The 22,409-nt window shown below is 68.0% G+C and carries 14 protein-coding genes and 1 pseudogene; 13 read left to right on the top strand and 2 right to left on the bottom strand.

Features of this window, described 5'->3' with window-relative positions:
- Nucleotides 1–25 precede the first annotated feature (25 nt).
- From RT551_RS15805 to tsaB, 7 genes are all read left to right on the top strand, one after another.
- The gene (locus RT551_RS15805; RefSeq protein ID WP_313460425.1) at nucleotides 26–1,594 is read left to right on the top strand and encodes a hypothetical protein; all 1,569 of its coding nucleotides are present in this window, start codon (nucleotides 26–28) and stop codon (nucleotides 1,592–1,594) included.
- Nucleotides 1,595–1,647: 53 nt separating this feature from the next.
- Nucleotides 1,648–2,535 carry an SDR family oxidoreductase gene (locus RT551_RS15800; RefSeq protein ID WP_313460423.1) on the top strand — a complete coding sequence of 296 codons (888 nt, stop codon included), beginning with the start codon at nucleotides 1,648–1,650 and terminating at the stop codon, nucleotides 2,533–2,535.
- Nucleotides 2,532–3,569 carry a glycosyltransferase family 2 protein gene (locus RT551_RS15795; protein WP_313460421.1) on the top strand — a complete coding sequence of 346 codons (1,038 nt, stop codon included), beginning with the start codon at nucleotides 2,532–2,534 and terminating at the stop codon, nucleotides 3,567–3,569. The genes RT551_RS15800 and RT551_RS15795 overlap by 4 nt, the downstream gene beginning before the upstream one ends.
- A gap of 84 nt (nucleotides 3,570–3,653) precedes the next feature.
- The gene (gene mrcB, locus RT551_RS15790) at nucleotides 3,654–6,092 is read left to right on the top strand and encodes a penicillin-binding protein 1B (protein ID WP_313460420.1); all 2,439 of its coding nucleotides are present in this window, start codon (nucleotides 3,654–3,656) and stop codon (nucleotides 6,090–6,092) included.
- 22 nt (nucleotides 6,093–6,114) lie between these two features.
- The gene (locus RT551_RS15785) at nucleotides 6,115–6,633 is read left to right on the top strand and encodes a tetratricopeptide repeat protein (RefSeq protein ID WP_313460418.1); all 519 of its coding nucleotides are present in this window, start codon (nucleotides 6,115–6,117) and stop codon (nucleotides 6,631–6,633) included.
- Between the two features lie 18 nt (nucleotides 6,634–6,651).
- On the top strand, nucleotides 6,652–8,691 hold the full coding sequence (locus RT551_RS15780; protein ID WP_313460416.1) for an ATP-dependent DNA helicase: 2,040 nt from the start codon (nucleotides 6,652–6,654) through the stop codon (nucleotides 8,689–8,691).
- Nucleotides 8,692–8,707: 16 nt separating this feature from the next.
- A complete protein-coding gene (tsaB, locus tag RT551_RS15775; protein ID WP_313460414.1) occupies nucleotides 8,708–9,412 on the top strand; it encodes a tRNA (adenosine(37)-N6)-threonylcarbamoyltransferase complex dimerization subunit type 1 TsaB in 705 nt (234 codons plus the stop codon).
- 4 nt (nucleotides 9,413–9,416) lie between these two features.
- Here the strand turns inward: tsaB and RT551_RS15770 are convergent, their stop codons facing one another.
- Both RT551_RS15770 and gshB read right to left on the bottom strand, forming a co-directional pair.
- Nucleotides 9,417–10,304 carry an energy transducer TonB gene (locus RT551_RS15770; RefSeq protein ID WP_311192294.1) on the bottom strand — a complete coding sequence of 296 codons (888 nt, stop codon included), beginning with the start codon at nucleotides 10,302–10,304 and terminating at the stop codon, nucleotides 9,417–9,419.
- The gene (gshB, locus tag RT551_RS15765) at nucleotides 10,301–11,251 is read right to left on the bottom strand and encodes a glutathione synthase (protein WP_313460412.1); all 951 of its coding nucleotides are present in this window, start codon (nucleotides 11,249–11,251) and stop codon (nucleotides 10,301–10,303) included. The genes RT551_RS15770 and gshB overlap by 4 nt, the downstream gene beginning before the upstream one ends.
- 250 nt (nucleotides 11,252–11,501) lie before the next feature.
- On the opposite strand from gshB, the gene pilG reads away from it, so the two are divergent.
- The 6 genes and pseudogenes from pilG to RT551_RS15735 all read left to right on the top strand — a co-directional run.
- The gene (gene pilG, locus RT551_RS15760; RefSeq protein ID WP_017356958.1) at nucleotides 11,502–11,903 is read left to right on the top strand and encodes a twitching motility response regulator PilG; all 402 of its coding nucleotides are present in this window, start codon (nucleotides 11,502–11,504) and stop codon (nucleotides 11,901–11,903) included.
- An 18-nt stretch (nucleotides 11,904–11,921) separates the two neighbouring features.
- The gene (locus RT551_RS15755) at nucleotides 11,922–12,290 is read left to right on the top strand and encodes a response regulator (RefSeq protein WP_313460410.1); all 369 of its coding nucleotides are present in this window, start codon (nucleotides 11,922–11,924) and stop codon (nucleotides 12,288–12,290) included.
- Nucleotides 12,290–12,820 (top strand): chemotaxis protein CheW, encoded by a 531-nt coding sequence (locus RT551_RS15750; RefSeq protein WP_313460408.1) that lies wholly within the window; start codon nucleotides 12,290–12,292, stop codon nucleotides 12,818–12,820. The genes RT551_RS15755 and RT551_RS15750 overlap by 1 nt, the downstream gene beginning before the upstream one ends.
- A gap of 43 nt (nucleotides 12,821–12,863) precedes the next feature.
- Nucleotides 12,864–14,900, top strand: a complete 2,037-nt coding sequence (locus tag RT551_RS15745) for a methyl-accepting chemotaxis protein (RefSeq protein WP_313460406.1) — start codon at nucleotides 12,864–12,866, stop codon at nucleotides 14,898–14,900.
- 94 nt (nucleotides 14,901–14,994) lie between these two features.
- Complete coding sequence (locus RT551_RS15740; protein WP_313460404.1) at nucleotides 14,995–21,573, top strand: Hpt domain-containing protein; 6,579 nt, start codon at nucleotides 14,995–14,997, stop codon at nucleotides 21,571–21,573.
- A pseudogene (locus RT551_RS15735) lies at nucleotides 21,560–22,409 on the top strand (chemotaxis protein); the annotation flags it as partial. The gene RT551_RS15740 and the pseudogene RT551_RS15735, both read left to right, overlap by 14 nt.

Raw genomic sequence — 22,409 nt, 5'->3', positions numbered from 1 at the left:
ACGTGAACAGCGATAGGCTCAACGGATGAGCCGCCAAGCTCCCACTCCGCATGAAGACGCTGCCCATGCTGCCCTGCGCCGCGTCCGTCGCGAGGGGCGCTGGTGGCGGGTGCAGGCCTGGCATGCGCGGCGCATATGGCGCTGGGCGCTGCTGGTGGCCGCAGGGTTGTTCCTGCTGCTGGTGGCATTCCGGGCACCGCTGGCGAACTGGTTCTGGAACGAACCGCAGGTTGAGCAGTTGCTGGATCGTGGCGACCGTGCGCTGGCGGCGGGTCATCTCAGCGCCGCCGATGGCAGCGGGGCCCGCGAGTGGTACCAGGCTGCTCTGGCGCTGGACAGTGATCGGTCGCAGGCCCGGGAGGGTCTAGCGCGCACCGGACAGGCGGCACTGGCACAGGCGCGCCGCGCGCTGCAGGCGGAAGACCTGGATGCAGCGCAGCGCGGCCTGGACTTGGCGCGCGAACTGCAGGTGCCACAGCGCGACGCCGATGCGGTTGCCGACGCGCTGCGCGCTCGACGGCAGTCCGGCGCGGGATTCGGGGTGCTGCTGGGACGCGCTGAAGCAGCACTGCAGGCCAAGCGCCTGGATGGCAGCGATGACAGCGCGCTGCCGCTGTTCCAGCAGGCGCTGGCGCTGGCACCGAATCATCTGCGCGCGCTGGAAGGGCGCGAGGATGCGCTGACCGAACTGCTGCTCCAGGCGCGCAATGCGGCGGCGCAGGGCGACGTGGCCCGCGCTGCAGCGCTGGTGCGACGCGCGCGGGTGTTCGATGCCGGGCACGTGGACCTGCCGGCGACCGAAGCGGCCGTCAATGGCGCGTTGGAGCGCCGCCTGCAGTTGGGACAGCAGGCGCTGAAGGCGCGGCGCTGGGACACCGCGGCCCGTCATTTCAATGCCGTGATCGCGGCGCGGCCGGACGAGCCGATGGCCCAGCAGGGGCTGCAGCAGGTCGGTGATGCGTGGTTGAACGAGGCCAATCGCCTGGCTGGCGATTTCCGCTTTGCACAGGCCGAACAGATGCTGGCCCGCGCCGAGGCAACCGGCGTGTCCCCCCGCGCGCTGGTGACTGCGCGGCAATCGCTGAACCAGGCGCGCCAGGCGGAAAGGGCCCTGGCAACGCCGCGTGCCCCGCGCGCACGGCGCGAGCAGGAACTGCAGGAACTCCTGCAGCGATTCGAGCTGGCCCAGGCCCAGGGGCGGTTTCTGACGCCGCCCGGCAACAGCGCCTACGATGCACTGCGGGCCGCACAGGCACTGGCACCGCGGGATGCGCGGGTGCATGACGCGGCCCGCCAGCTGCTGCCGGCCAGCCGGGACTGTTTTGAGGACCGCCTGCGTGAGAACCGGGTCCAGGCTGCTGGTGCGTGCCTGGGCGCGTGGCAGGCGTTGTCGCCGGGGGACGGTGCGGCGGCCGCAGCACGTCAACGGCTGGCGCAGCGCTGGCTGGCGGTCGGCAGCGAGCGGCTGGGGCGAGGAGATGTCGCTTTTGCCCGCGCCGCGCTGCAGGCTGCCACTGAACTGGGCAGCAATCCGGCCAGTCCCGAGCACCTGGCGCTTGAACAGCGGTTGCAGGATGTGGAAGCGCTGCGCTGAAGGGAGTGCTGCGGCTCGGGTATATTACGCCGTCATTTCACACAGGCTGCGGCATGACCGTCCTTGTTTCCGGCGCGACCAGCCAGATCGGTCGCTATCTGTTGCCTCGTCTGTCGCAGGCGGGTATTCCGGTGCTGGCCGTGAGTCGAAAGCCGCAGCCGTCGCAGCCCGGGGTGGAGTGGTGGACCGGCGATCTGGGCGACGCCTTGTCGGCGTTCAGGGGCCGGACCTGGCAGGCCATCGTCAGTTTCACGTCGATGGAGGGCTGGCTGCCGTGGCTGGCAGAACAGGATTCGGCACCTGCGCCGCGCATCATCGCCACCAGTTCCATGAGTGTGGTCACCAAGCAATCATCGGCGCAGAGCGACGAGCAGGCCGTGGTGGCGTGGTTGCGCAGAGGTGAAACGGGTCTGACCACGCAGGCCGAGCGCCTGGGCATGCAGTGGACCATCCTGCGCCCGACCCTGATCTATGGCGCGGGAATCGACAAAAGCCTGACGCCGATCGTCGCGCGCGCCCGTCGTGCGCGCCTGTTCCCGATTCCGATGGCGCGCGGCATGCGCCAGCCGGTGCATGCGGACGACATCGCCCAAGCGGTTGTCGCCGCGCTGACTTCTGATGCTGCCGCACGCCGCGTGCTGGAAATCGGTGGTGGTGAGCGCGTGGATTACGCCCGGATGTTCCAACGCGTGCACGCCAGCATGGCGGAGCGCACGTTGCCGTTGCCGCTGCCGATGACGATGCTGCGACTGCTGGCGGCGGTGTGGCCAAAAGCGCGTGGACCGGTATCGCGGCTGCAGCAGGATCTGGTGGCCGACAACGGCCCGCTGCAGTCGCTGCTGGGCATTCATCCGCGAGCGTTCCAGCCGGATTCCAGCGCCTGGGTGCCGATGTCACCCGACCAGGCCCGAGCACGCGTGCAGCTGGGGCAGCCTGAATGACCGCTGCCGCTCCACGAGTGGGTGTCGCGCTGTGCACCTATAACGGTGCGCCGTATCTGCCGGCGCAGCTGGACAGCATCCTGGCGCAGTCCATGCCGGTGGATGAGATCGTGGTCGGCGACGATGGCTCGTCCGATACCACCTTGGCCGTGCTCGAGGCTTACCAGGCCCGCGCCGCCGCGCGTGGCATCCGCATGGAAGTGGTGCAGCACGTCCGCAACCTGGGTTACGTGCTGAATTTCTCCGATGCATTGCAACGCAGTCGCGCCGACATCGTGTTCCTGTGCGACCAGGACGATGTGTGGCACACGGACCGCGTACGCACGTTCGTGGCGCGGTTCAATGACGATCCTTCGCTGCTGCTGCTGCACGGCGATGCGCGGCTGGTAGATGGCACCGGCCAGCCGCTGGGGGCAACGCTGCTCGACACCCTGCGCGTGCATCCCGCCGAGCTGGCACTGGAGCGGTCCGGGCAGGCGCTGGATGCCATCCTGCTGCGAAATTTCGTCACCGGCGCGACCTGTGCACTGCGCCGGACACTGTTGCCGGCCAGCCTGCCCGTTCCGCCGCGCTGGAGCCACGATGAGTGGCTGGCGGTGGTTGCGTCGCTGCAGGGCGGGTTGGACGTGGTGCGCGAGTGCACGGTGGACTACCGCCAGCACGGTGGCAACCAGATCGGTGCCTCCCGGCGCTCTTTCCTGCAGCGCCTGCGAGCGCTGGACCTGCTGGATGCGCAGGCGCGGTCGCGCACGGCTGAACGACTGCACGGACTGCGGACGTTGCTGGAAACCCGCCAGGTGAACCTGGCCCCGGCCCAATGGCACGGCCTTGAGGGGATCGCCTGGCGCATGGCGTGGTCCCGTCTACGCCTGTACCGGCGCGAGGGCGTGGGCGGTGCCTGGATTGCGCACGATGCTCCCCGTCTGCTGGCGCGCATTCTCAATGCCTGCCTGGCCGGTGCGGGTTGGCGCGGGGCGGCGGCGGCCTGTCGGGGCGCATGGGCCGGCCTGCGTGGACAGGGTTTACCTGATTGAACTGCGGCGAAACGGCGAATGACGCTGACTCTGCCGTCGCAGCCACTGGGGTAGACTCGACGAAGTTTATTCTTCGAAAATCCCGTGCCCCCACGCTACGATTCCGACGACACCGACGCGTTTGACGACGAGACCGAAAGCCGCTGGCCGCGCTGGCGGAGCCGGCTCATCACGGCAGGCATGGCCGCTTTCGCGTTGGCGCTGGGCTTTCTGATCCCCTACACCGTCTACCTGAACAAGCAGGTGACGCAGCGCTTCGGTGAACTGCGCTGGCAGATCCCCACCCGGGTGTATGCGCGCCCCCTGGTGCTGGCCCCGGGCGTGGCGATGGACGTGCAGACCCTGAAGACCGAGCTGGCGGCCGCGGCGTACCGCGACGACGGAACTGGCAAGTCACCGGCGACGTTCAGCCAGGACGGCGGGCGCTTCGTCATTTCCAGCCGTGGCTACAACGACGTGGACGGCCCGGTGGCTCCGCGCCGGGTCGAGCTGAGTGTTTCCGGCGGGCAGATCGCCTCGCTGCGCGACGCCGGCAACCGCAAGGCGTTGAAGGCTGCACGTCTGGATCCGGCGCGTATTGCCACGTTGTACGGCCAGAAGCAGGAAGAACGCCGCCTGGTGCGCCTGGAGGAAACGCCGGAGCTGCTGGTGACCGGCCTGCAGGCGGTGGAAGACAAAGACTTCAATCGGCACCACGGCATCGACCTGAGCGGCATTGCCCGCGCCGTATGGGTGACCGTGCGCTCGGGTGGGCAGAGCAGGCAGGGTGCTTCCACGCTGACCCAGCAGCTGGCCCGCAGCGGCTTGCTGGGCATCGGCAAGGAACAGACGGTCACCCGCAAGTTCAATGAAGTGCTCTACGCACTCATCATGGAGGCGCGCTACGACAAGCGCACCATCCTGGAGGCCTATCTCAACCAGGTCTATCTGGGCCAGCGCGGCAGCCAGGCGATTCACGGCATGTCCTCCGGCGCCGAATTCTGGTTCGGGCGCGACCTGTCCTCGCTCAACACCGAGCACATCGCGCTGCTGATCGGGCTGGTCAAGGGGCCGTCGTACTACGACCCGCGCCGCAACCCGGAGCGCGCGCTGGATCGCCGCAACTTCGTGCTCGGCAAGCTGCACGAGAACGGACTGATCGACCAGGCCGAGCTGGACCGTGCGCTGAAGGCCCCGCTGGGCGTGCCGAAGGTGCCGGGCCTGATTGCGGCCAACCGGTTCCCGGCCTATGTGGATCTGGTGCGTCGCCAGCTGGGTCACGATTACCCTGAATCCGTGCTGCAGGGGGCGGGCCTGAGCGTGATGACGGGCATGTCGCCGTCGGCGCAGGCCTATGCCGAGGGCTCGGTCACCCGGACCATCAAGTCGCTGGAAAACAAGCGTCGTCCGGAACTGCAGGCGGGTCTGGTGCTCACCGACGTGCATAACGGTGATGTGTTGGCCGTGGTCGGCAGCCGCGACGTGGCTGAGCCCGGCTTCAACCGGGCCATCGAGGCGCAGCGCCCGGTCGGCTCGCTGCTCAAGCCGTTCGTGTACCTGCTGGCGCTCGCCCAGCCTGACAAGTATTCGCTGGCGACCTTCGTCGACGACTCCCCGGTGACGGTGCAGCTCAGCCGAGGCAAGCGCTGGACACCGGGCAACGCCGACAACCGCAGCCACGGCACGGTGCGCCTGATCGACGCGCTGGCCAACTCCTACAACCAGGCCACGGTGCGGGTGGGCATGCAGGTCGGCCCCGAACGCGTCACCCAGCTGATCCACGTGCTGGCCGGCCTGAAGGCTGAAAGCAATCCATCGGTGATTCTGGGCTCGACCGACCAGAGCCCGTACGCGATGGCGCAGCTGTATCAGTTCCTGGCGTCGGGCGGCGAAATCCAGCCGCTGCATGCGGTGCGTGGCGTGCTGGATCCGCAGGGCAAGCTGCTCAAGCGCTACGACAAAACCCCGGCCCCGGCCCAGGAGGGCGACTCGATTGCCGCCAACCTGATCAGCATCGGGCTGCAGCAGGTGGTCTCCAGTGGCACCGCGCAGCGCCTCAATGCGGACGGTCTGGGTCGCCTGCAGCCGGCCGGCAAGACCGGCACCTCCAATGATGGACGCGACAGCTGGTATGCCGGCTACACCGGCGATCATCTGGCCGTGGTCTGGATGGGCAACGACCAGAACGAACAGACCGGCCTGTTCGGTGCCACCGGCGCGATGCGGGTGTGGTCGGGCATCTTCAGCCGGTTGCCCACCGCGCCATTGAAGGTCAACAACAAGGGGCTGGACTGGCAGCCGGTGGAAGCCGGTGGCATGGCCGCCACCGACGACGCCTGCCCGGGTGCGCGCCGTTTCCCGTTCGTGGTGGGTTACGCGCCGAACTACGCCCCCTGTGCACCGCCCAGCGCGCTGCCGGAAGGCGAGGGCGAAGGACAGAGCGAGGGCGGCGGCTGGCGCAGCTGGTTCGGCCTGGACAAGAAACCCGAGCCGGCGGGTGAGCCGGCCGCAGCCGCCCCGGCGGCCACTCCCCCGGCTCGTTGAGTCGTTTCCGAGGTCGCCGCGAATGAACCGTCTATCGCTTTCTGTTTTCGTTTCCTTATCCGTGCTGGCACTGGCCGGGTGCGTGTCTTCCACCGCCCCGGTCAAGCCGGTCGACACCACGCCGCCGGCACAGCGCCTGGCCGCGGTGGACGCCGCCGCCGGCAAGGATGACACCGAGCTGGACGTGCAGCCGCTGCGCGACGGTGCCGTGGAAGACCTCCGCGTGGTCGCGCAGGGCAAACGCCAGGCTGGCGATCTGGCGGGGGCGGCACAGGCGCTGGACCAGGCCCTGCAGGTGTCCGAGGGAGACCCGGCGGTGCTGCAGGAGCGCGCCGAGGTAGCCCTGTTGCAGGCAGATTGGGCGCAGGCCGAAACGCTGGCACGCAAAGCGGTGGAGCTGGGTTCGAAAACCGGTCCGCTGTGCCGTCGTCACTGGGCGACGATCGAGCAATCCCGTCTGGCGCGGGGCGAGCAGGAGAATGCCGTCTCCGCCCACGCCCAGATCGAAGGCTGCACGGTGCCCGGCATCAAGCGGTATTGAGGCCCGTACAATGGCGGCATGATCGGTCTTGCCCATGCCAGCCGCGATGCGCTCAGTGAGGGCGGCGCGCTTGCCAGCCACCTGGATGCGTTTGTCTCCCGCCCCGCGCAGCTGCGACTGACGGCCGCCATCGCCGACGCGTTCGAACAGCGTGACGTGCTGCTGGCCGAGGCCGGTACCGGCACCGGCAAGACCTTCGCCTATCTCGTGCCGGCGTTGCTGTCGGGCTTGAAGATCATCATCTCCACCGGTACCCGGGCGCTGCAGGACCAGCTGTACCATCGTGACCTGCCGCGCGTGCGCGCGGCGCTGGGCGTGGGCCACAGCAGTGCGCTGCTGAAAGGACGGGCCAACTATCTGTGCCGCTATCGCCTGCAGCAGGCACGCGGCGAGCCGCGTTTCAGCAACCTGGAGCAGGTGGCCCAGTTCCAGCGCATCCTGGCGTGGTCGGGGCGCAGCCAGTACGGCGACATGGCCGAACTGGATGCCTTGCCGGAAGATTCGCCGCTGCTCCCGCTGGTGACCTCCACGGTGGATAACTGCCTTGGCACCGACTGCCCGTTCTGGTCGGACTGCTTCGTGGTGCAGGCGCGGCAACGTGCGCAGGCCGCCGACGTGGTGGTGGTGAATCATCACCTGCTGCTGGCCGACCTGGCATTGAAGCAGGAAGGTTTCGGCGAGATCCTGCCAGGTGCGCAGGCATTTGTGATCGACGAGGCCCACCAGTTGCCGGAGCTGGCCGCCAATTTCTTTGGTGAAGGTTTCGGCATGCGGCCGTGGCAGGAACTGGCCCGCGACTGCCTGGCCGAAAGCCGCAGCGTGGCCGGCGCACAGGCCGCGTTGCAGGGGCCGGCGGGCACCCTTGAGCAGACCCTGCGCGAACTGCGCATGGCGATGGAGGGTCTGCCCGGACGCGGCACCCAATGGCGGGCGTTGGCGGTGCCGCAGGTGCGCGACGGCTTCGATGCCGCGATGAGCGCCCTGGTGGGCCTGCGCGATGTATTGGACGGCGTGCGCGAGGCTTCACCTGGATTGGATGCCTGCCACGCGCGCGCGGTGGAGGCGGTGTCGCGACTCTCGCGCTGGTTGGGCGAGGATGCGCCGCTGCTGGATTTCGAAGCCGATCCGGCCCCGCCGGCGGACACCTCGGATGTGCTCTGGTACGAGCTCACTCCGCGCGGCTTCCGCTGCCAGCGCACGCCGATGGATGTGTCCGGACCGTTGCGCGAACACCGCCAGCGTTCCATGGCCGCCTGGGTGTTCACCTCGGCGACGCTGACCGTGGATGGCCACTTCGAGCACATCGCCCAGCGCCTGGGCCTGGAAGATCCGATTACGCTGCTGCAGCCCAGCCCGTTCGACTGGGAACGGCAGGCGCTGTGTTACCTGCCCACCGGCTTGCCGGACCCGGCCGCACGCGGCTTTGGCACCGCCTTGATCGCTGCGCTCACCCCCGTGCTGCAGGCCTCGGAGGGCCGCGCGTTCCTGCTGTTCGCGTCGCATCGCGCGCTGCGCGAGGCGGCCGAGGCGTTGCGCGACGGCCCATGGCCGCTGTTCGTGCAGGGGGAGGCACCGCGCGCCACCCTGCTGCAGCGGTTCCGCGACTCCGGTAATGGCGTGCTGCTGGGGTCGGCCAGCTTTCGCGAAGGGGTGGACGTGGTCGGTGACGCGCTGAGCTTGGTGGTGATCGACAAGCTGCCGTTTGCCGCCCCGGACGACCCGGTGTTCGAAGCGCGGCTGGAGGCGATCCGTCGCGATGGCGGCAATCCGTTCCGCGACGAGCAGCTGCCGCAGGCGGTCATCGCGCTCAAGCAGGGCGTGGGACGGCTGATCCGCAGCGAGACTGATCGTGGCGTGCTGGTGCTGTGCGACCCGCGCCTGACCACGCGCGGCTATGGTCGGATCTTCATGGATTCGTTGCCGCCGTTCCGGCGCACGCGGGCGCTGGCCGATGTCCAGGCCTTCTTTGCGCCACAATGGGCACCCGTCGCCTCCGGGTCGGAACCGGTGCAGGCCACTGACAGTGCCGACGCCCCGTTCCCGACCTCCCTGTTCTGACCACTCCGTCGTGCCCATGAAACTGCTCGCCTTTGAAACCGCCACCGAAGCCTGTTCCGTTGCCGTCTATGTGGACGGTGAGGTGCATGAGCGCTTCGAACTGGCTCCGCGCCGCCATGCCGAGCTGAGCCTGCCCTGGGCCGGGCAGCTGCTGGCAGAGGCCGGAATCGCGCGTTCGCAGCTGGATGCCATCGCACTGGGACGCGGGCCGGGTGCGTTCACCGGCGTGCGCCTGTCGATTGCCATCGCCCAGGGCATCGCGCTGGCGCTGGACCGTCCGCTGATTCCGGTCTCCACCCTGCAGGCCCTGGCGCTGCGTGCGCCGGCGGGTCATGACCAGGTGCTGAGCAGCATCGACGCGCGCATGGGTGAGGTCTACGTGGCCCGCCAGGTGCGGGTGGATGGTGCGTGGCAGCAGCAGGGCGAAGAGCAGGTGTGCGCCCCCGATGCGGTGGAGCTGCCTGACGGCAGCCGCTGGTTTGGCGTGGGCACCGGTTTCGCGGCGGGCGAGGGACTGCTGGCCGCCCGTCTGGCCGATCAGCTGGAGGGTGTGGATGCGCAGGCGTTGCCGCGCGCATCGGACGTGCTGGCGCTGGCAGTGCCGATGTTCCAGCGCGGCGAGGTTACCGCCCCCGAGCGGGTTGAGCCTGCATACCTGCGCAACAACGTCGCCCTGACCCTGGTTGAACAGCAGGCCGCGCGCGCCGCCAAGCAGGGTTGATCGGTCAACGGTCGTCGCGCAACTCACCACCCGGCAGGAACATCCAGGTCCGGGTGACCTGCAGGATATCCACGTCGTCCTTGCTCTCCGGCAGGGGCGGGTAGGGCTGGGCGAGGCGGACCACGCGCAGCGCGGCTTCATCCAGCAGCGGGGTGCCACTGCTGCGCAGGATGCGCGCGCTTTCCACGCTGCCGTCGCGGCGCACGCCGACGGTGATGACGACCTGGCCGCCCAGTCGGCGCTGTCGCGCTTCGTCCGGGTAGTTCAGGTTGCCGACCCGCTCGGCGCGGTCGACCCAGGCGCGCAGGTAGTTGGCGTAGGCATATTCGCGGGTGCTTGCTGAAACGAATTTGCGGTTCGGACGCTTGGCGTACTGCGCCGAGCGCAGGTGCACTTCCGCGGCCAGGCGCGCCATCTCGGCATCCCGCTGCTCACGCGCGGTCATCGGCGCGTCCGGTCGCGGTTCTTCCGGCAGCGGCTGGGACTGCGCGTCGGCCACGGTGTCCGGGCTGTTGCGGGTGGCGACCACCCGTGCCTGCGGCGGCGGCGGTCGGGCCGCATCCTGTCGTTGCTGCGGTACCGGTGAGAGCCCGGCCTGCGGTTGCGGCACGATACCGGTCTGGTTGTCGCGCGGACGCTGCGCAGTGTCATGGTCGCCACCGCCCTGCTGGTTGGCCTGGGCCAGGAAGTCCGCCTGTTTCGGCGTCAGCGCGGTCTGGGTCTGGCTGAAGATCACGTCCAGCGTCGGCACCAGCGCGGCCTTGTCGCTGACCGCAAAGCCCACGCCCAGAATCAGCAGGCCGTGGACCAGTGCCGACAGTGCCAGCGTGGCTCCCAGTCGTTGCGACTCGCGGGTCTGATGGGGCAGCAGGGGGGCGGCCGTCGCAGTCATCGTGGCAGGCCGGCCTCGATGGCGTCGAACAGAGTGCCGGCGATGTTCAGACCGAACTGGGCGTCCAGTTCACGCACGCACGTGGGGCTGGTGACATTTACTTCGGTGAGGTAGTCACCGATCACGTCCAGGCCGACGAAGCGCATGCCGCGTCGTTTCATCTCCGGGCCGACCTGAGCGGCGATCCAGCGGTCGCGCTCGCTCAGCGGGCGGCCTTCGCCGCGACCGCCGGCGGCCAGGTTGCCGCGGAACTCGTCGCCCTGCGGGATTCGCGCCAGGCAGTAGTCCACCGGCTCGCCGTCCACCAGCAGGATGCGCTTGTCACCGGCCGTGATATCGGGGATGAACTTCTGCGCCAGGGCCAGCTTGCGCTCGCCATCGGTCAGGGTTTCCAGGATCACATTCAGGTTCGGGTCGCCACGGCCGCTGCGGAAGATCGAACGGCCGCCCATGCCGTCCAGCGGCTTCAACACCGCCTGGCCGTGCTCGAGCACGAAGGCTTTCAGGTCGGCGTGGCGGCGGCTGACCAGGGTGGGCGGGCAGCATTGCGGGAACAGCAGGGCGGCCAGTTTTTCGTTGTAGTCGCGCAGGCCCTGCGGGTCGTTGACCACCATCGCCCCGGCCTGCTGGGCCACCGCCAGCACCTGGGTGTCGTAGATGAATTCGGCGTCGACCGGTGGATCCTTGCGCATCAGCACCACCTGGCCGGGACCGAAGGTGGTCTGGCTGAACTCACCCAGGGTGAACCAGTCGGCCTTGTCGTCGCGCACCTGCAGGGGGGCGGTGCGGGCCACCGCCACACCATCACGCAGGGCCAGCCCCCCGGGGCTGACGTAATGCAGGGCATGGCCGCGGCGCTGGGCTTCCAGCAGCATGGCGAACGTGGTGTCCTTGGCGATCTTGATGTGGGCGATGGGGTCCATCACCACGATGACGTTCAACGGCATGGTCACAACCTGGCGGGCAGACGCTGATGGTAGCTTCAATCGGGCCCCGACGGCTTCCCTGACTGGGCGGAACGCTGCGTTTGCCGCCTTCACGGTTTGCGCAGTTCGGGGGTGCTACGGTCGGGCGGGGGCGCGAGTGGCTTGGGCTGCACGCCAGACCCTTGATGCCGGAGGCCCGGTGGGATATAGATACGCTTTCGCAGCGACGTCGAATCACCAGGCACAAGCGTCGCGCGCTCGGGGAAAGGTAATGACTGAAAACATGGCTGCGGGTGGGGAACTCGCAGGGCTGAGAGTCATGGTCATCGACGATTCGAAGACCATTCGCAGGACCGCTGAAACACTGCTCAAGCGCGAAGGCTGCGAGGTGGTGACCGCGACCGATGGTTTCGAGGCGTTGGCCAAGATTGCCGACCAACAGCCGCAGATCATCTTCGTGGACATCATGATGCCGCGCCTTGACGGCTATCAGACCTGCGCGCTGATCAAGGGCAACCAGCTGTTCAAGTCCACGCCGGTGATCATGCTGTCCTCCAAGGATGGCCTGTTCGACAAGGCACGTGGACGCATCGTGGGCTCGGAGCAGTACCTGACCAAGCCTTTCACGCGGGAAGAACTGCTGGGTGCCATCCGCACATACGTAAACGCCTGACCAGGGGGGAAAGGCACAATGGCTCGAATCGTTCTGATCGAGGACTCACCGACCGACCGGGCGGTGTTCACGCAATGGCTGGAAAGGGCCGGGCATGAGGTGCTGGTCGCGGAAAACGCCGAAGACGGTCTGAAGCTGGTGCGTGAAAACGCGCCGCAGCTCGTGCTCATGGACGTGGTTCTTCCCGGCATGAGTGGCTTCCAGGCAACCCGTGCACTCAACCGCGACGAGGCCACCAGGGGCATCCCGGTGATCATTGTCAGCACCAAGAACATGGAAACCGACAAGGCCTGGGGCATTCGCCAGGGGGCCAGCGACTACATGGTCAAGCCGCCGCGCGAAGATGAACTGCTGGCGCGGATCAATGAACTGGTGGCGGTGGCCTGATGCGCTCTCCTTTCGACATCCTTGAAGCCTACGAACGACGCAGCCTCGCCCATGCGGTGCAGCTGCCCGAGCGTCAGTTCGCCCAGGACCTGTGGCGTGGCGTGGGTTACCGCGTCGGCAGCCGCCGGCTGGTTTCGGACTTCCGCGAGGTGGTGGAAATCGTGCCGATGCCGCCGGTCACCCCGGTGCCGGGGGCGCATCCATGGCTGCTCGGTGTCGGCAACCTGCGTGGCAACCTGTTCCCGGTGGTGGACCTGCGCTGCTTCCTGGAAGGTGAGCGCACCACCCAGCAGGAAGGCCAGCGCGTGCTGATCATGCGTCAGGCCGGCGGCGACGTGGCGCTGACCATCGATGAACTGTTCGGCCAGCGCAGCTTCGACCAGGACCAGGACACCGCCATCGGTGACCTGGCTGCCGGTCGCTATGCCCATTTCGTGGACCGTGCCTTCCACAGCGACGGTCATGACTGGGGCGTGTTCTCGCTGTCCCTGCTGTCGCGTACCCCCGAATTCAGGCAGGCCGCGGCCTGATCGCTGCTGCCTTCCTCACTGCATTGAAGATCGAGGTTGAACGATGAGTACTTCTTCGGAAACCGCCAAGGCCGGCAAACTGGGCTCGGTGGGAACCAATTTCTGGCTGGGTTTGCTGGCCCTGTCGATGATCGCGTTTGGTGTGAACACCGGCGTGGCGACCTGGCAGGGCAGCCGCCTGGCCGGTGCCAGTACCGGCGCAGCCGACCTGCAGGTGCTCTCGCAGCAGTTGGCCAACCAGGGGCGAGAAGCAGTCTCGGGTAATGCCCAGGCGTTCACCGCCTTCAAGGACACCAAGTCGCGCATTGAAAGCACGGTCAGCAGCCTGCAGGGCCGCTATGGCACGGTGACCACGGTGGCCGGCCCGCTGAACCAGCTGACCCAGACCTGGGAACCGCTGGGCAAAAGCGCCTCGCAGCTGGTGGCCAGCGAACCGGCGGTGCTGGCCCTGGCCGGCAATGCCAACAACTTCGTCAATGGCGTGCCGGCACTGCAGGCACAGCTGAATGAAGTGGTCCGCGCCATGTCCGCCAGCGGTGCGCCCGCCTCGCAGGTGTACAACGCGCTGCAGCAGGTGGTGGTGATCGGCTCGATGGCCCGCCGCGTGACTGAAATGCGCGCAGGCGGCACCAACGCCGCTGCCGCAGGTGACGCACTGGCGCGTGACTCGGTGGTGTTCACCCAGGTCCTGGATGCGCTGCGCAACGGCAACGAGGAACTCGGCATCGCCCCGGTTCGCAACGCCGCCGCGCTGGCCGCGCTGGAGCAGTCGCAGAAGCAGTGGGACACCATGAAGCAGGACGCCGACGCGATCCTCGCCAGCTCGCGCCAGCTGTTCTCGGCACAGTCCTCGGCCGCCGCCCTGACCGCAGGCTCGGGCAAGATGCTGGACGACAGCAAGAAGCTGTTCGACGCCTTCTCCTCGTTCGGCTCGGTGCGCGACACCCGTCTGTTCCCGAACTTCTGGCTGGGCGTGGTGTCCGGTGCGCTGTCGCTGATCGCCATCATCGGCTTCGTCAGCAGCTCGGTGCGCAGCCGCTCGCGCGAGCAGGAACTGCGTTACCAGACCCAGGTGGAATTCAACAGCCGCAACCAGCAGGCGATCATGCGGCTGCTGGACGAAATCAGCTCGCTGGGTGAAGGCGACCTGACCGTGAAGGCCTCGGTGACCGAGGACATGACCGGCGCGATTGCCGACGCAATCAACTACGCCGTGGACGAGCTGCGCCACCTGGTGACCACCATCAACGACACCTCGGCCAAGGTCGCCGTGTCGACCCAGGAAACCCAGGCCACCGCCATGCAGCTGGCCGAAGCGGCCGGCCACCAGGCCAACCAGATCACCTCGGCGTCGGATCGCATTGGCGAAATCGCATCGAGCATCGAGCAGGTGTCGCGCAACTCGGCCGAATCGGCCGACGTGGCACAGCGCTCGGTGGTCATCGCCGCCGAGGGTGCCGGCGTGGTGCGTGAAACCATCCAGGGCATGGACCAGATCCGCGACCAGATCCAGGAAACGTCCAAGCGCATCAAACGCCTGGGCGAGTCCTCGCAGGAAATCGGCTCGATCGTGGAACTGATCAACGACATTTCCGAGCAGACCAACATCCTGGCACTGAACGCGGCCGTGCAGGCCGCCTCGGCCGGTGAAGCCGGTCGTGGTTTCGCGGTCGTGGCCGACGAAGTGCAGCGCCTGGCAGAACGCACCTCCGGTGCGACCCGACGCATTGAAAACCTGGTCCAGGCCATTCAGGCCGATACCAACGAAGCGGTCAGCTCGATGGAGCAGACCACCGCCGAAGTGGTGTCCGGTGCACGACTGGCCGAAGACGCCGGTACCGCACTGACCGAAATTGAACGCGTGTCCAACGCGCTCAACAACCTGATTAAAAACATCTCCATCGCCGCCCAGCAGCAGTCGTCGGCCGCATCGGACATCACCCGCACCATGGGCGTGATCCGTCAGATTACCGGCCAGACCTCGCAGGGTGCGGGACAGACCGCCGAGTCGATCGGTCATTTGGCACAGCTGGCGGCCGACCTGCGCCGCTCGGTTGCCGACTTCAAGCTGCCGGCGTGACCCGCAGGCAGCGCGAAGAGGGAAGGAATCAGCAGATGATGCATCGCGAGAATTCACAGCACGACATGCGCGCCCACCTGCCGGGAGAACCGGCATGAGCACGCTGCGCGATGCCATGAGCCACGCCGCGCTGGGCTGGGTCAAGCCGGAGCTGGACGAGACCCTGCGCCAGGTGCGCAACGAGGTCGAGTACTTCGTGGAAGACCCGGCGGACGGAAGCCGCATGCGCTTCTGCGCCGGTTACCTGCACCAGGTGCAGGGCACCCTGCGCATGGTGGAGCTGTATGCCCCGGCCATGGTTGCCGAGGAAATGGAGCAGCTGGCCAACGCCGTCGGTGCGGGCCAGGTGCCGGACCGTGACGAAGCCTGCGCCACCCTGATGCGCGGCAGCGTGCTGCTGCCCGACTATCTGGAGCGCCTGCAGAACGGCCACCGCGATATTCCGATCGTGCTGCTGCCGCTGCTCAATGAGATCCGCGCCGCGCGTGGCGCGCCGGGGATCAATGAAAGCGTGCTGTTCGCGTTCGCTCCGGAAAGCGCCAGCGCCACCGAAGCCGAGCTCGACCACGCCCGCGGCAGCCTGAGCGGCCGCAACCGCGAGCTGCTTGACACCGTCGGCAATGCGGTCAAGGAAGAACTGCTGCACATCAAGGATGCGCTGGACCTGCATCTGCGCACCGGCGGCGAGCCGGCCCAGCTGCAGACCCAGGTCAATGAACTCGGTGCCGTGGCGGATACCCTGGGCATGATGGGCCTGGGCGTGGCCCGCGGCGTGGTCGTGCAGCAGCGCGATGCGCTGACCAGCGTGGTCCAGGGCGAACAGCAGATCGACGAAGGCATGCTGCTGGATATCGCCGGCGCGCTGCTGTACGTGGACGCGTCGCTGGACGACCAGGTCGCGCACCTGGGGGCCAGCGGCAGTGGCGAAGAAGACCCGAGCGCGGTGGAAGGCCGCCGCACGCTGGAAGTGCTGGCGCACGAGGCGATCGCCAATTTCGCCGCGGCCCGTGAGCATTTCGTCGCCTTCATTGAAACCAACTGGAACCACCAGCAGCTGGACGAAGTGCCGCGTCTGCTCGGCGAAGTCGCCGGCGCGCTGCGCATGCTGGACCTGCCGCTGCCGGCCGACTACCTGCAGGGTGTACGTCAGTACATCGCGGTGGAGTTGATCGGCCGCCAGCGCGTGCCCAGCGGCCGTCAGCTGGATACGCTGGCTGACGCAATGGCCAGCCTGGAGTACTACCTCGAGGCATTGCGCGAGCGTCGCCCGGGTCGCGAAGACATTCTGGACATCACCCGCACCAGCCTGGAAACGCTGCGCTACTGGCCGTTGCCGGCTGAGCAGCAGGCCGTCGTCGAGGCGGAAGCACCGGTGCTGGCGGTCACGCCGGAGCCGATTGCGCCGGTCGCACCGGTTGCGTTCGAGCCGCTGCCGGTCGAGGTCACGCCGGCCGCACCTGCGCCGGGCGAGGTTGCGCCGGCACCGCTTCCGGACTTCACCTTCGAACCGGCACCTGTGGCGGTGACGCCAGACGTGGTGGAGCCGGCCGCGGTCACCCCGGCCACCGAAGCACCCGCTGCACGCGTCCTGCCGCCGCTGGTGTTTGAAGCCTCCACCGCGCCGGTTGCAGCCGATGCGCCGAAGTGGACGCTCGCGCATGAAGAGCGCAGCGATGCGGTGGCGGCCGAAACCCCGCACGATGAAGTGGCCCCCACGTTTGCCAGCTTCGATCCGGTGCAGGCCGAGGGCGACGATGCCACCGGTCGCTGGGACGGCGCTGCGCTGGATATCGCGCCGATCTCGCTGGACGGCTTCGACGCCGAAACCGGCATCGAGGCCGACCTCGACGCTGCGGCCGCGTCGCCCATCACCGCCGGTTCGGTGTTTGATCCGGTGGCTGCGGAAAGCGACGTGCTGGAGCTGCACGACGAACCCATTGAATTCACCGTTGACGACGCGCTCCACAATGCCGGCGACGTGCTGTCGCTGAATGTGGACGATGCGATCGAGACCGGTACGACCGTCGACGTGGAAGCGTTGCCGGCGTTCCTGCAGAGCGATGCAGCGCTTGAGGACCTGCCGGCCGCCGCCGAGCCGGTGGCGGCGTCTTCGCCGGCTCCGGTCGCCAACGTACAGGAAGGCGTGATCGGCAAGATCGAGCTGGACGACGAGTCGGCCCGGTTCCTGGCCGAGCTGGACGCCGCTGCGGCACAGTTCAGTACCGCTCCTGCGGCTCCGGAGCCGACCGTGGCGGCACCTGGCGAACCCGCCGTCGACGCGGTGGACAGCATCGAAGCAGGTTTCGAGGACGACGGCGAGAACATCGACCAGGACATCCGCGATGTCTTCATCGAAGAGTTCGACGAAGAACTGGTCAACCTGGGCAACCTGTTGCCGGTCTGGCGCGCCGCGCCCGACAACATGGACCGCCTGCGTCCGATCCGTCGCGTCTTCCACACCCTGAAGGGCAGTGGACGTCTGGTCGGTGCGCGTACGCTCGGCGAGTTCAGCTGGAAGATCGAGGGCATGCTCAACCGCGTGCTCGATGGCACCCGGCCGGCGTCGCCGGCCGTGGTCGCCATGGTCACCCAGGCGTACGAAGTGCTGCCGCAGCTGAATGCCGCGCTGCGCGATGGCAGCCGCGTGCATGCGGACCTGCAGGCCATGCAGGCCATTGCCGACCGTGTCGGCGCAGGCGAGGAAACCTTCCACGTGCCGCTGCAGCGTCCGGCGGCCGCCCCCGTTGCGCCGGTCGAAGCGCCGGCAGCGGTTGACCCGGTCATCGAAGCGGCTTTCGCCGAAGAAGCCGTCGTCGAAGACGTGTTGACCGGCACCCCGGCCAACATCGACGACGTGCTGCGTGAAATCCTCGAAGCCGAAGTCGAAACCCATCACGGCACCTTGCAGACCTGGTTGCAGCAGGTGAAGGTCAGCCCGCAGCCGGTCACCGACGCGCTGCTGCGCGCCGTGCACACCATGAACGGTGCGTTCGCGATGACCGACGTGCCGGAAATCACCGCTGTCACCGGTGCCGCCGAAAGCTTCATCAAGCGTTCGCTGGCTGCCGACACCCTGCCCGATGCCGAAGGCGTGGCCGCGCTTGATGCCGCTGCGGCGGCCATCCGTACCACCATGGAGGCACTGCAGGCACCGGCTCCGCGCATTCCGGCGCAGGCCGAACTCGCCGCGCGCCTGCAGGCGCTGGCCGAAACCCTGCCCGAAGCACGCTGGCCGGCACTGGTTGCCGACGAGCTGGACGCGGGCGAACTCGACGACGACGCCGCCAATTCGCTGGCGGCCGAGCCGACCTCTGCGGTCAGCCTGCGCGACGCGCAGGATGCCACCGCGCAGGAACTGGCTGCACTGGCCGCGCAGTTCGATGCGCAGGGCGGTCTGGCGACGCTGGACGAGACCAGCGCGCCAGAACTGCAGCAGGCCATCATCGAAGCCGACGACCTGAGCGTGGTCGAGATCGACGCCGCCCCGGCACAGGACGCCACGGTGCCCGAAGACACCTTGGCGGCGCAGGAGCTGACCGGCAGCGATGACCTGTCGGCCTACTTCGACGCCGACCTGCCGGTGGGCCTCGACGTGGTCGAGGTGGAAGCGACTGCCGTTGAAGACATCAGCGCTGAGGCACCGGTTGCCCCGGCCGCCGAGGCCGGTCTGGAAGCGGTGGAACTCACCGGTGCCGAAGATCTGTCGCAGTACTTCGATCCCGGTCTGGTCACCGAACCGGTGGAGGACGCGACCGATGCACTCGACGAGGTGCTGCCGCCGGTCCCCGCGTTCGGCGAACCGGTCGACCTGCAGCAGGCGCTGGACGATGGCCTGACCGTGGTCGATGGCGAGACCAGCGAAGCGGCCGACGGCCTGCTCGCGCTGGACGCCACGCTGGCGGGGCAGAGCGACAGCGACGCTTTCGCCGGTGTCGAAGCCGGTCCGGAAAGCGACGCCGCACCGCTGTTCGAGCTGGAAGAGGCACCGCTGGTTGCACCGGTGTCGATCGACGCGGCACAGGATGATGGACTGGAAGACCAGGACGACGTCGAGCCGCTCGACTTCACCCAGCTCGACCGCGAGCTGGTCGACATCTTCGTCGAAGAAGGCAAGGACCTGCTCGATCATTGCGATGGCCTGATCAGCGAGCTGCGCGATGCACCGGAAGACCGCGAAGTGGTGGCCGGGCTGCAGCGTGACCTGCACACCCTGAAGGGTGGCGCACGCATGGCCGGGATCAACGCCATCGGCGACCTCGGCCACAGCATCGAGTCGCTGCTGGAAGTTGTGGCGGCCAACCGTACCGACATTGATCGCGCCGACGTCAAATTGCTGGAGCGCGGTTTCGACCGCCTGCACCAGATGCTGACCCGAACCGGCAATCATCAGTCGGTCGCCATGCCGGTTGACCTGATCAACGCCTTCGAACAGCGCACCCTGGGCCGAGCCGAGGGCGTTGAAGCCGACATCGAGAGCGTGGACGCCGCGCCGGTTGTATCGACTGCGGTGGAAACCCCGATCGACGAGGCTGTGCTGTCTGATTCGATCGCCGATACGGTGCAGATCGACGCTGTGCCGGTCGAGGATGTCCTGCCGGAAGCGGCCGCGATTGAGACGAGCGTGGAAACGCCGGCCATCGAAGTGCCTGCCGCGCAGGATCCGGAACCGGTTGAAGCGGTGCCGGCTGCCGCTGCGGTGGTCGACGCGCCCGCGCCGGTGCAGGCACCGGTCGAAACTGTCGCCGCGGCCGCCGTTGCCCCGATCTTGGTTGAACGCCGCGCGCCGCTGGCCGACCTGGCTCCGCTGTCGGCTCCGGTGCAGCTTGAAGCTGCCACCGATGACGACATGCTGGCCCGTCCGCAGCAGGAGCAGGTGCGCGTGCGCGCCGACCTGCTGGACCGCCTGGTCAACCATGCCGGTGAAGTGGCGATCTACCGCTCGCGACTGGAACAGCAGTTGGGTGCCTTCCGCGGTGCCATGGCCGAACTGGACCGTACCAACGCCCGTCTGCGCGATCAGCTGCGCCGCCTGGACCTGGAAACCGAAGCGCAGATCGTCGCCCGTTACCAGCGCGAACAGGAGCAGGTCGACCACAAGTTCGATCCGCTGGAACTGGACCGCTTCTCCACGCTGCAGCAGCTCAGCCGTGCGCTGAACGAATCGGCGGCCGACCTTGGCGGTCTGCAGGGCGTGCTGGACGACCTGTCGCGCCAGTACGACGTGCTGCTGCAACAGCAGTCGCGCGTCAGCTCGGAGCTGCAGGACGGCCTGATGCGTGCGCGCATGGTGCCGTTCGATGGCCTGGTGCCGCGCCTGCGCCGCGTGGTCCGTCAGGCCGGCCAGGACACCGGCAAGCAGGTGCACGTCACCCTCGACGGTACCCACGGCGAACTCGACCGCAACGTGCTCGACCGCATGGTTGCGCCGCTGGAACACATGCTGCGCAACTCGGTGGCACACGGTCTGGAGACGCCGGCGCAGCGTCGCGCTGCCGGCAAGCCGGAAGAAGGCGAAATCGCCATCCGTCTGCGCCGCGAAGGCTCGGAAATCGTGCTGGAAGTGGCCGATGACGGTGCCGGCCTGGATCGCGAAGCAATCCGCCGCCGCGCCGAACAGCGTGGCCTGATCGAAGCCGGTGCGCAGATCAGCGAGGCCGAACTGGACGCGATGATCTTCGCGGCCGGCTTCAGCACGGCTGACCAGGTCAGCCAGCTGGCCGGGCGTGGCGTCGGCATGGACGTGGTGCACAACGAAGTGCGCCAGCTCGGCGGTTCGGTGGATATCCACTCGGTGCGCGGCAAGGGCGTCACCTTCACCCTGCGCCTGCCGCAGACCCTGGCGGTCACCCAGGCCGTGTTCGTGCAGATCGGCGAAACCACCTTCGCGGTGCCGGTCGCCTCGGTCAGCGGTATCGGCCGGATCTCGCGCGAGCGCTTCGAATCGGCCAACGGCGGTTACCACTACGGCGGCGAAGAGTTTGCGCTGCATGATCTGGGCACGCTGGTCGGTCAGGGCCAGGCCAAGGCCGAAGGCCAGGATCAGGTGCCGCTGCTGCTGGTGCGCGCCGGTGAACTGCGTGCCGCCGTGGCCATCGACCAGGTGCTGGGTAACCGCGAAGTCGTGGTCAAGCCGGTCGGCCTGCAGATCGCCTCGGTTCCGGGTATCTACGGTGCCACCATTACCGGCGACGGCCGCGTCGTGGTCATCCTGGACGTGGCGCCGCTGGTGCGTCGTCACCAGGCCAACCCGATCAAGCCGGTCGACACCACCGCCCAGGCCAGCGACCGTCAGGTCCCGCTGGTGATGGTGGTCGACGACTCGCTGACCATGCGCAAGGTGACCGGCCGTATCCTCGAGCGCCACAACTTCGAAGTGGCGGTGGCCCGCGACGGTATCGAAGCGCTGGAGCGCCTGGAAGAACGCGTGCCGGACCTGATGTTGCTGGATATTGAAATGCCGCGCATGGACGGCTATGAACTGGCCACCACCATGCGTGCCGATCCGCGCTACAAGGATGTGCCGATCGTGATGATTACCTCGCGCAGCGGCGACAAGCACCGTCAACGCGCCTTTGAAATCGGTGTCCAGCGCTACCTGGGCAAGCCGTACCAGGAGCTGGACCTGATGCGTAACGTGTATGACCTGCTGGGGATCGCCCGTGTCCGAGAATGAGTTGATCTCGCCGCTGTCGGTCGCCCTGCTGGCCCGGACCGGGCCGGCGCGTGAACGCCTGCGTGAAGCACTGGTCCAGGCCGGTGCCAGCGTGGTGCTGGAAGAAGACCCGAATACGCTGCAGGCCGATACGCTGCGCGGTGCCGGTGCGGCTGCGGTACTGGTCGCGCTGGAGCCTGCCATCGAGGAAGCGCTGGAGCGACTGGACCCGGTGCTGGCGTCGCCGGCGCTGACCCTGATCTTCGACGAGGCCGAACTGGCCGCGCGTCGTGAAGGCTGGGAAGCGCAGCGCTGGGCGCGTCATCTGGTGGCCAAGCTGCACGGCCATCAGGACGTGCTGCCGCCGGGCTCTGAACAGGAAGGCATCCTCGACCTGGAACCCGGCCTGCCGGTGACGCCGGCCGAGCTGCACGCGGATGCCCCGCTGGATTTCCACGTGCGCGAAGCCTTCGATGCCGCGCCCGAGGTGCCTGCTGACGGCCTGTACCCGGCCCGCGAAGGCTACAGCGAGCCGCTGTCACTGGAGGAAGCGCTGGCTGCCATCCAGGCGGCTGAGTCGTCGCCGGTACCGGCACCTGCCGCGCCGCCGCCGGTACCCGCCGCTGCGCCGCCGGCCGCCGTGGGTCACCACAGCAGCTGGTCGCTGGTCGAGACCGATGACGTTCCGGCCGCCACCGAGCGCGCCGCCGTGGTCGAGAACGCACAGGACGAGCCGGCGGAAGACATCCACCCCGGTGGCCTGTCGCTGGTCGAGCTGGAACCGGATCTGCCGCCGAGCGATGCCGCGCCGGGCGCGGTGCTGGTTCTCGCCGGCATCGGCGGCCCCGACGCGCTGC

It is taken from the genome of Stenotrophomonas sp., from assembly GCF_032103445.1.
Lineage (GTDB): Bacteria > Pseudomonadota > Gammaproteobacteria > Xanthomonadales > Xanthomonadaceae > Stenotrophomonas.
This window is presented reverse-complemented; position numbering and strand designations above follow the sequence as displayed.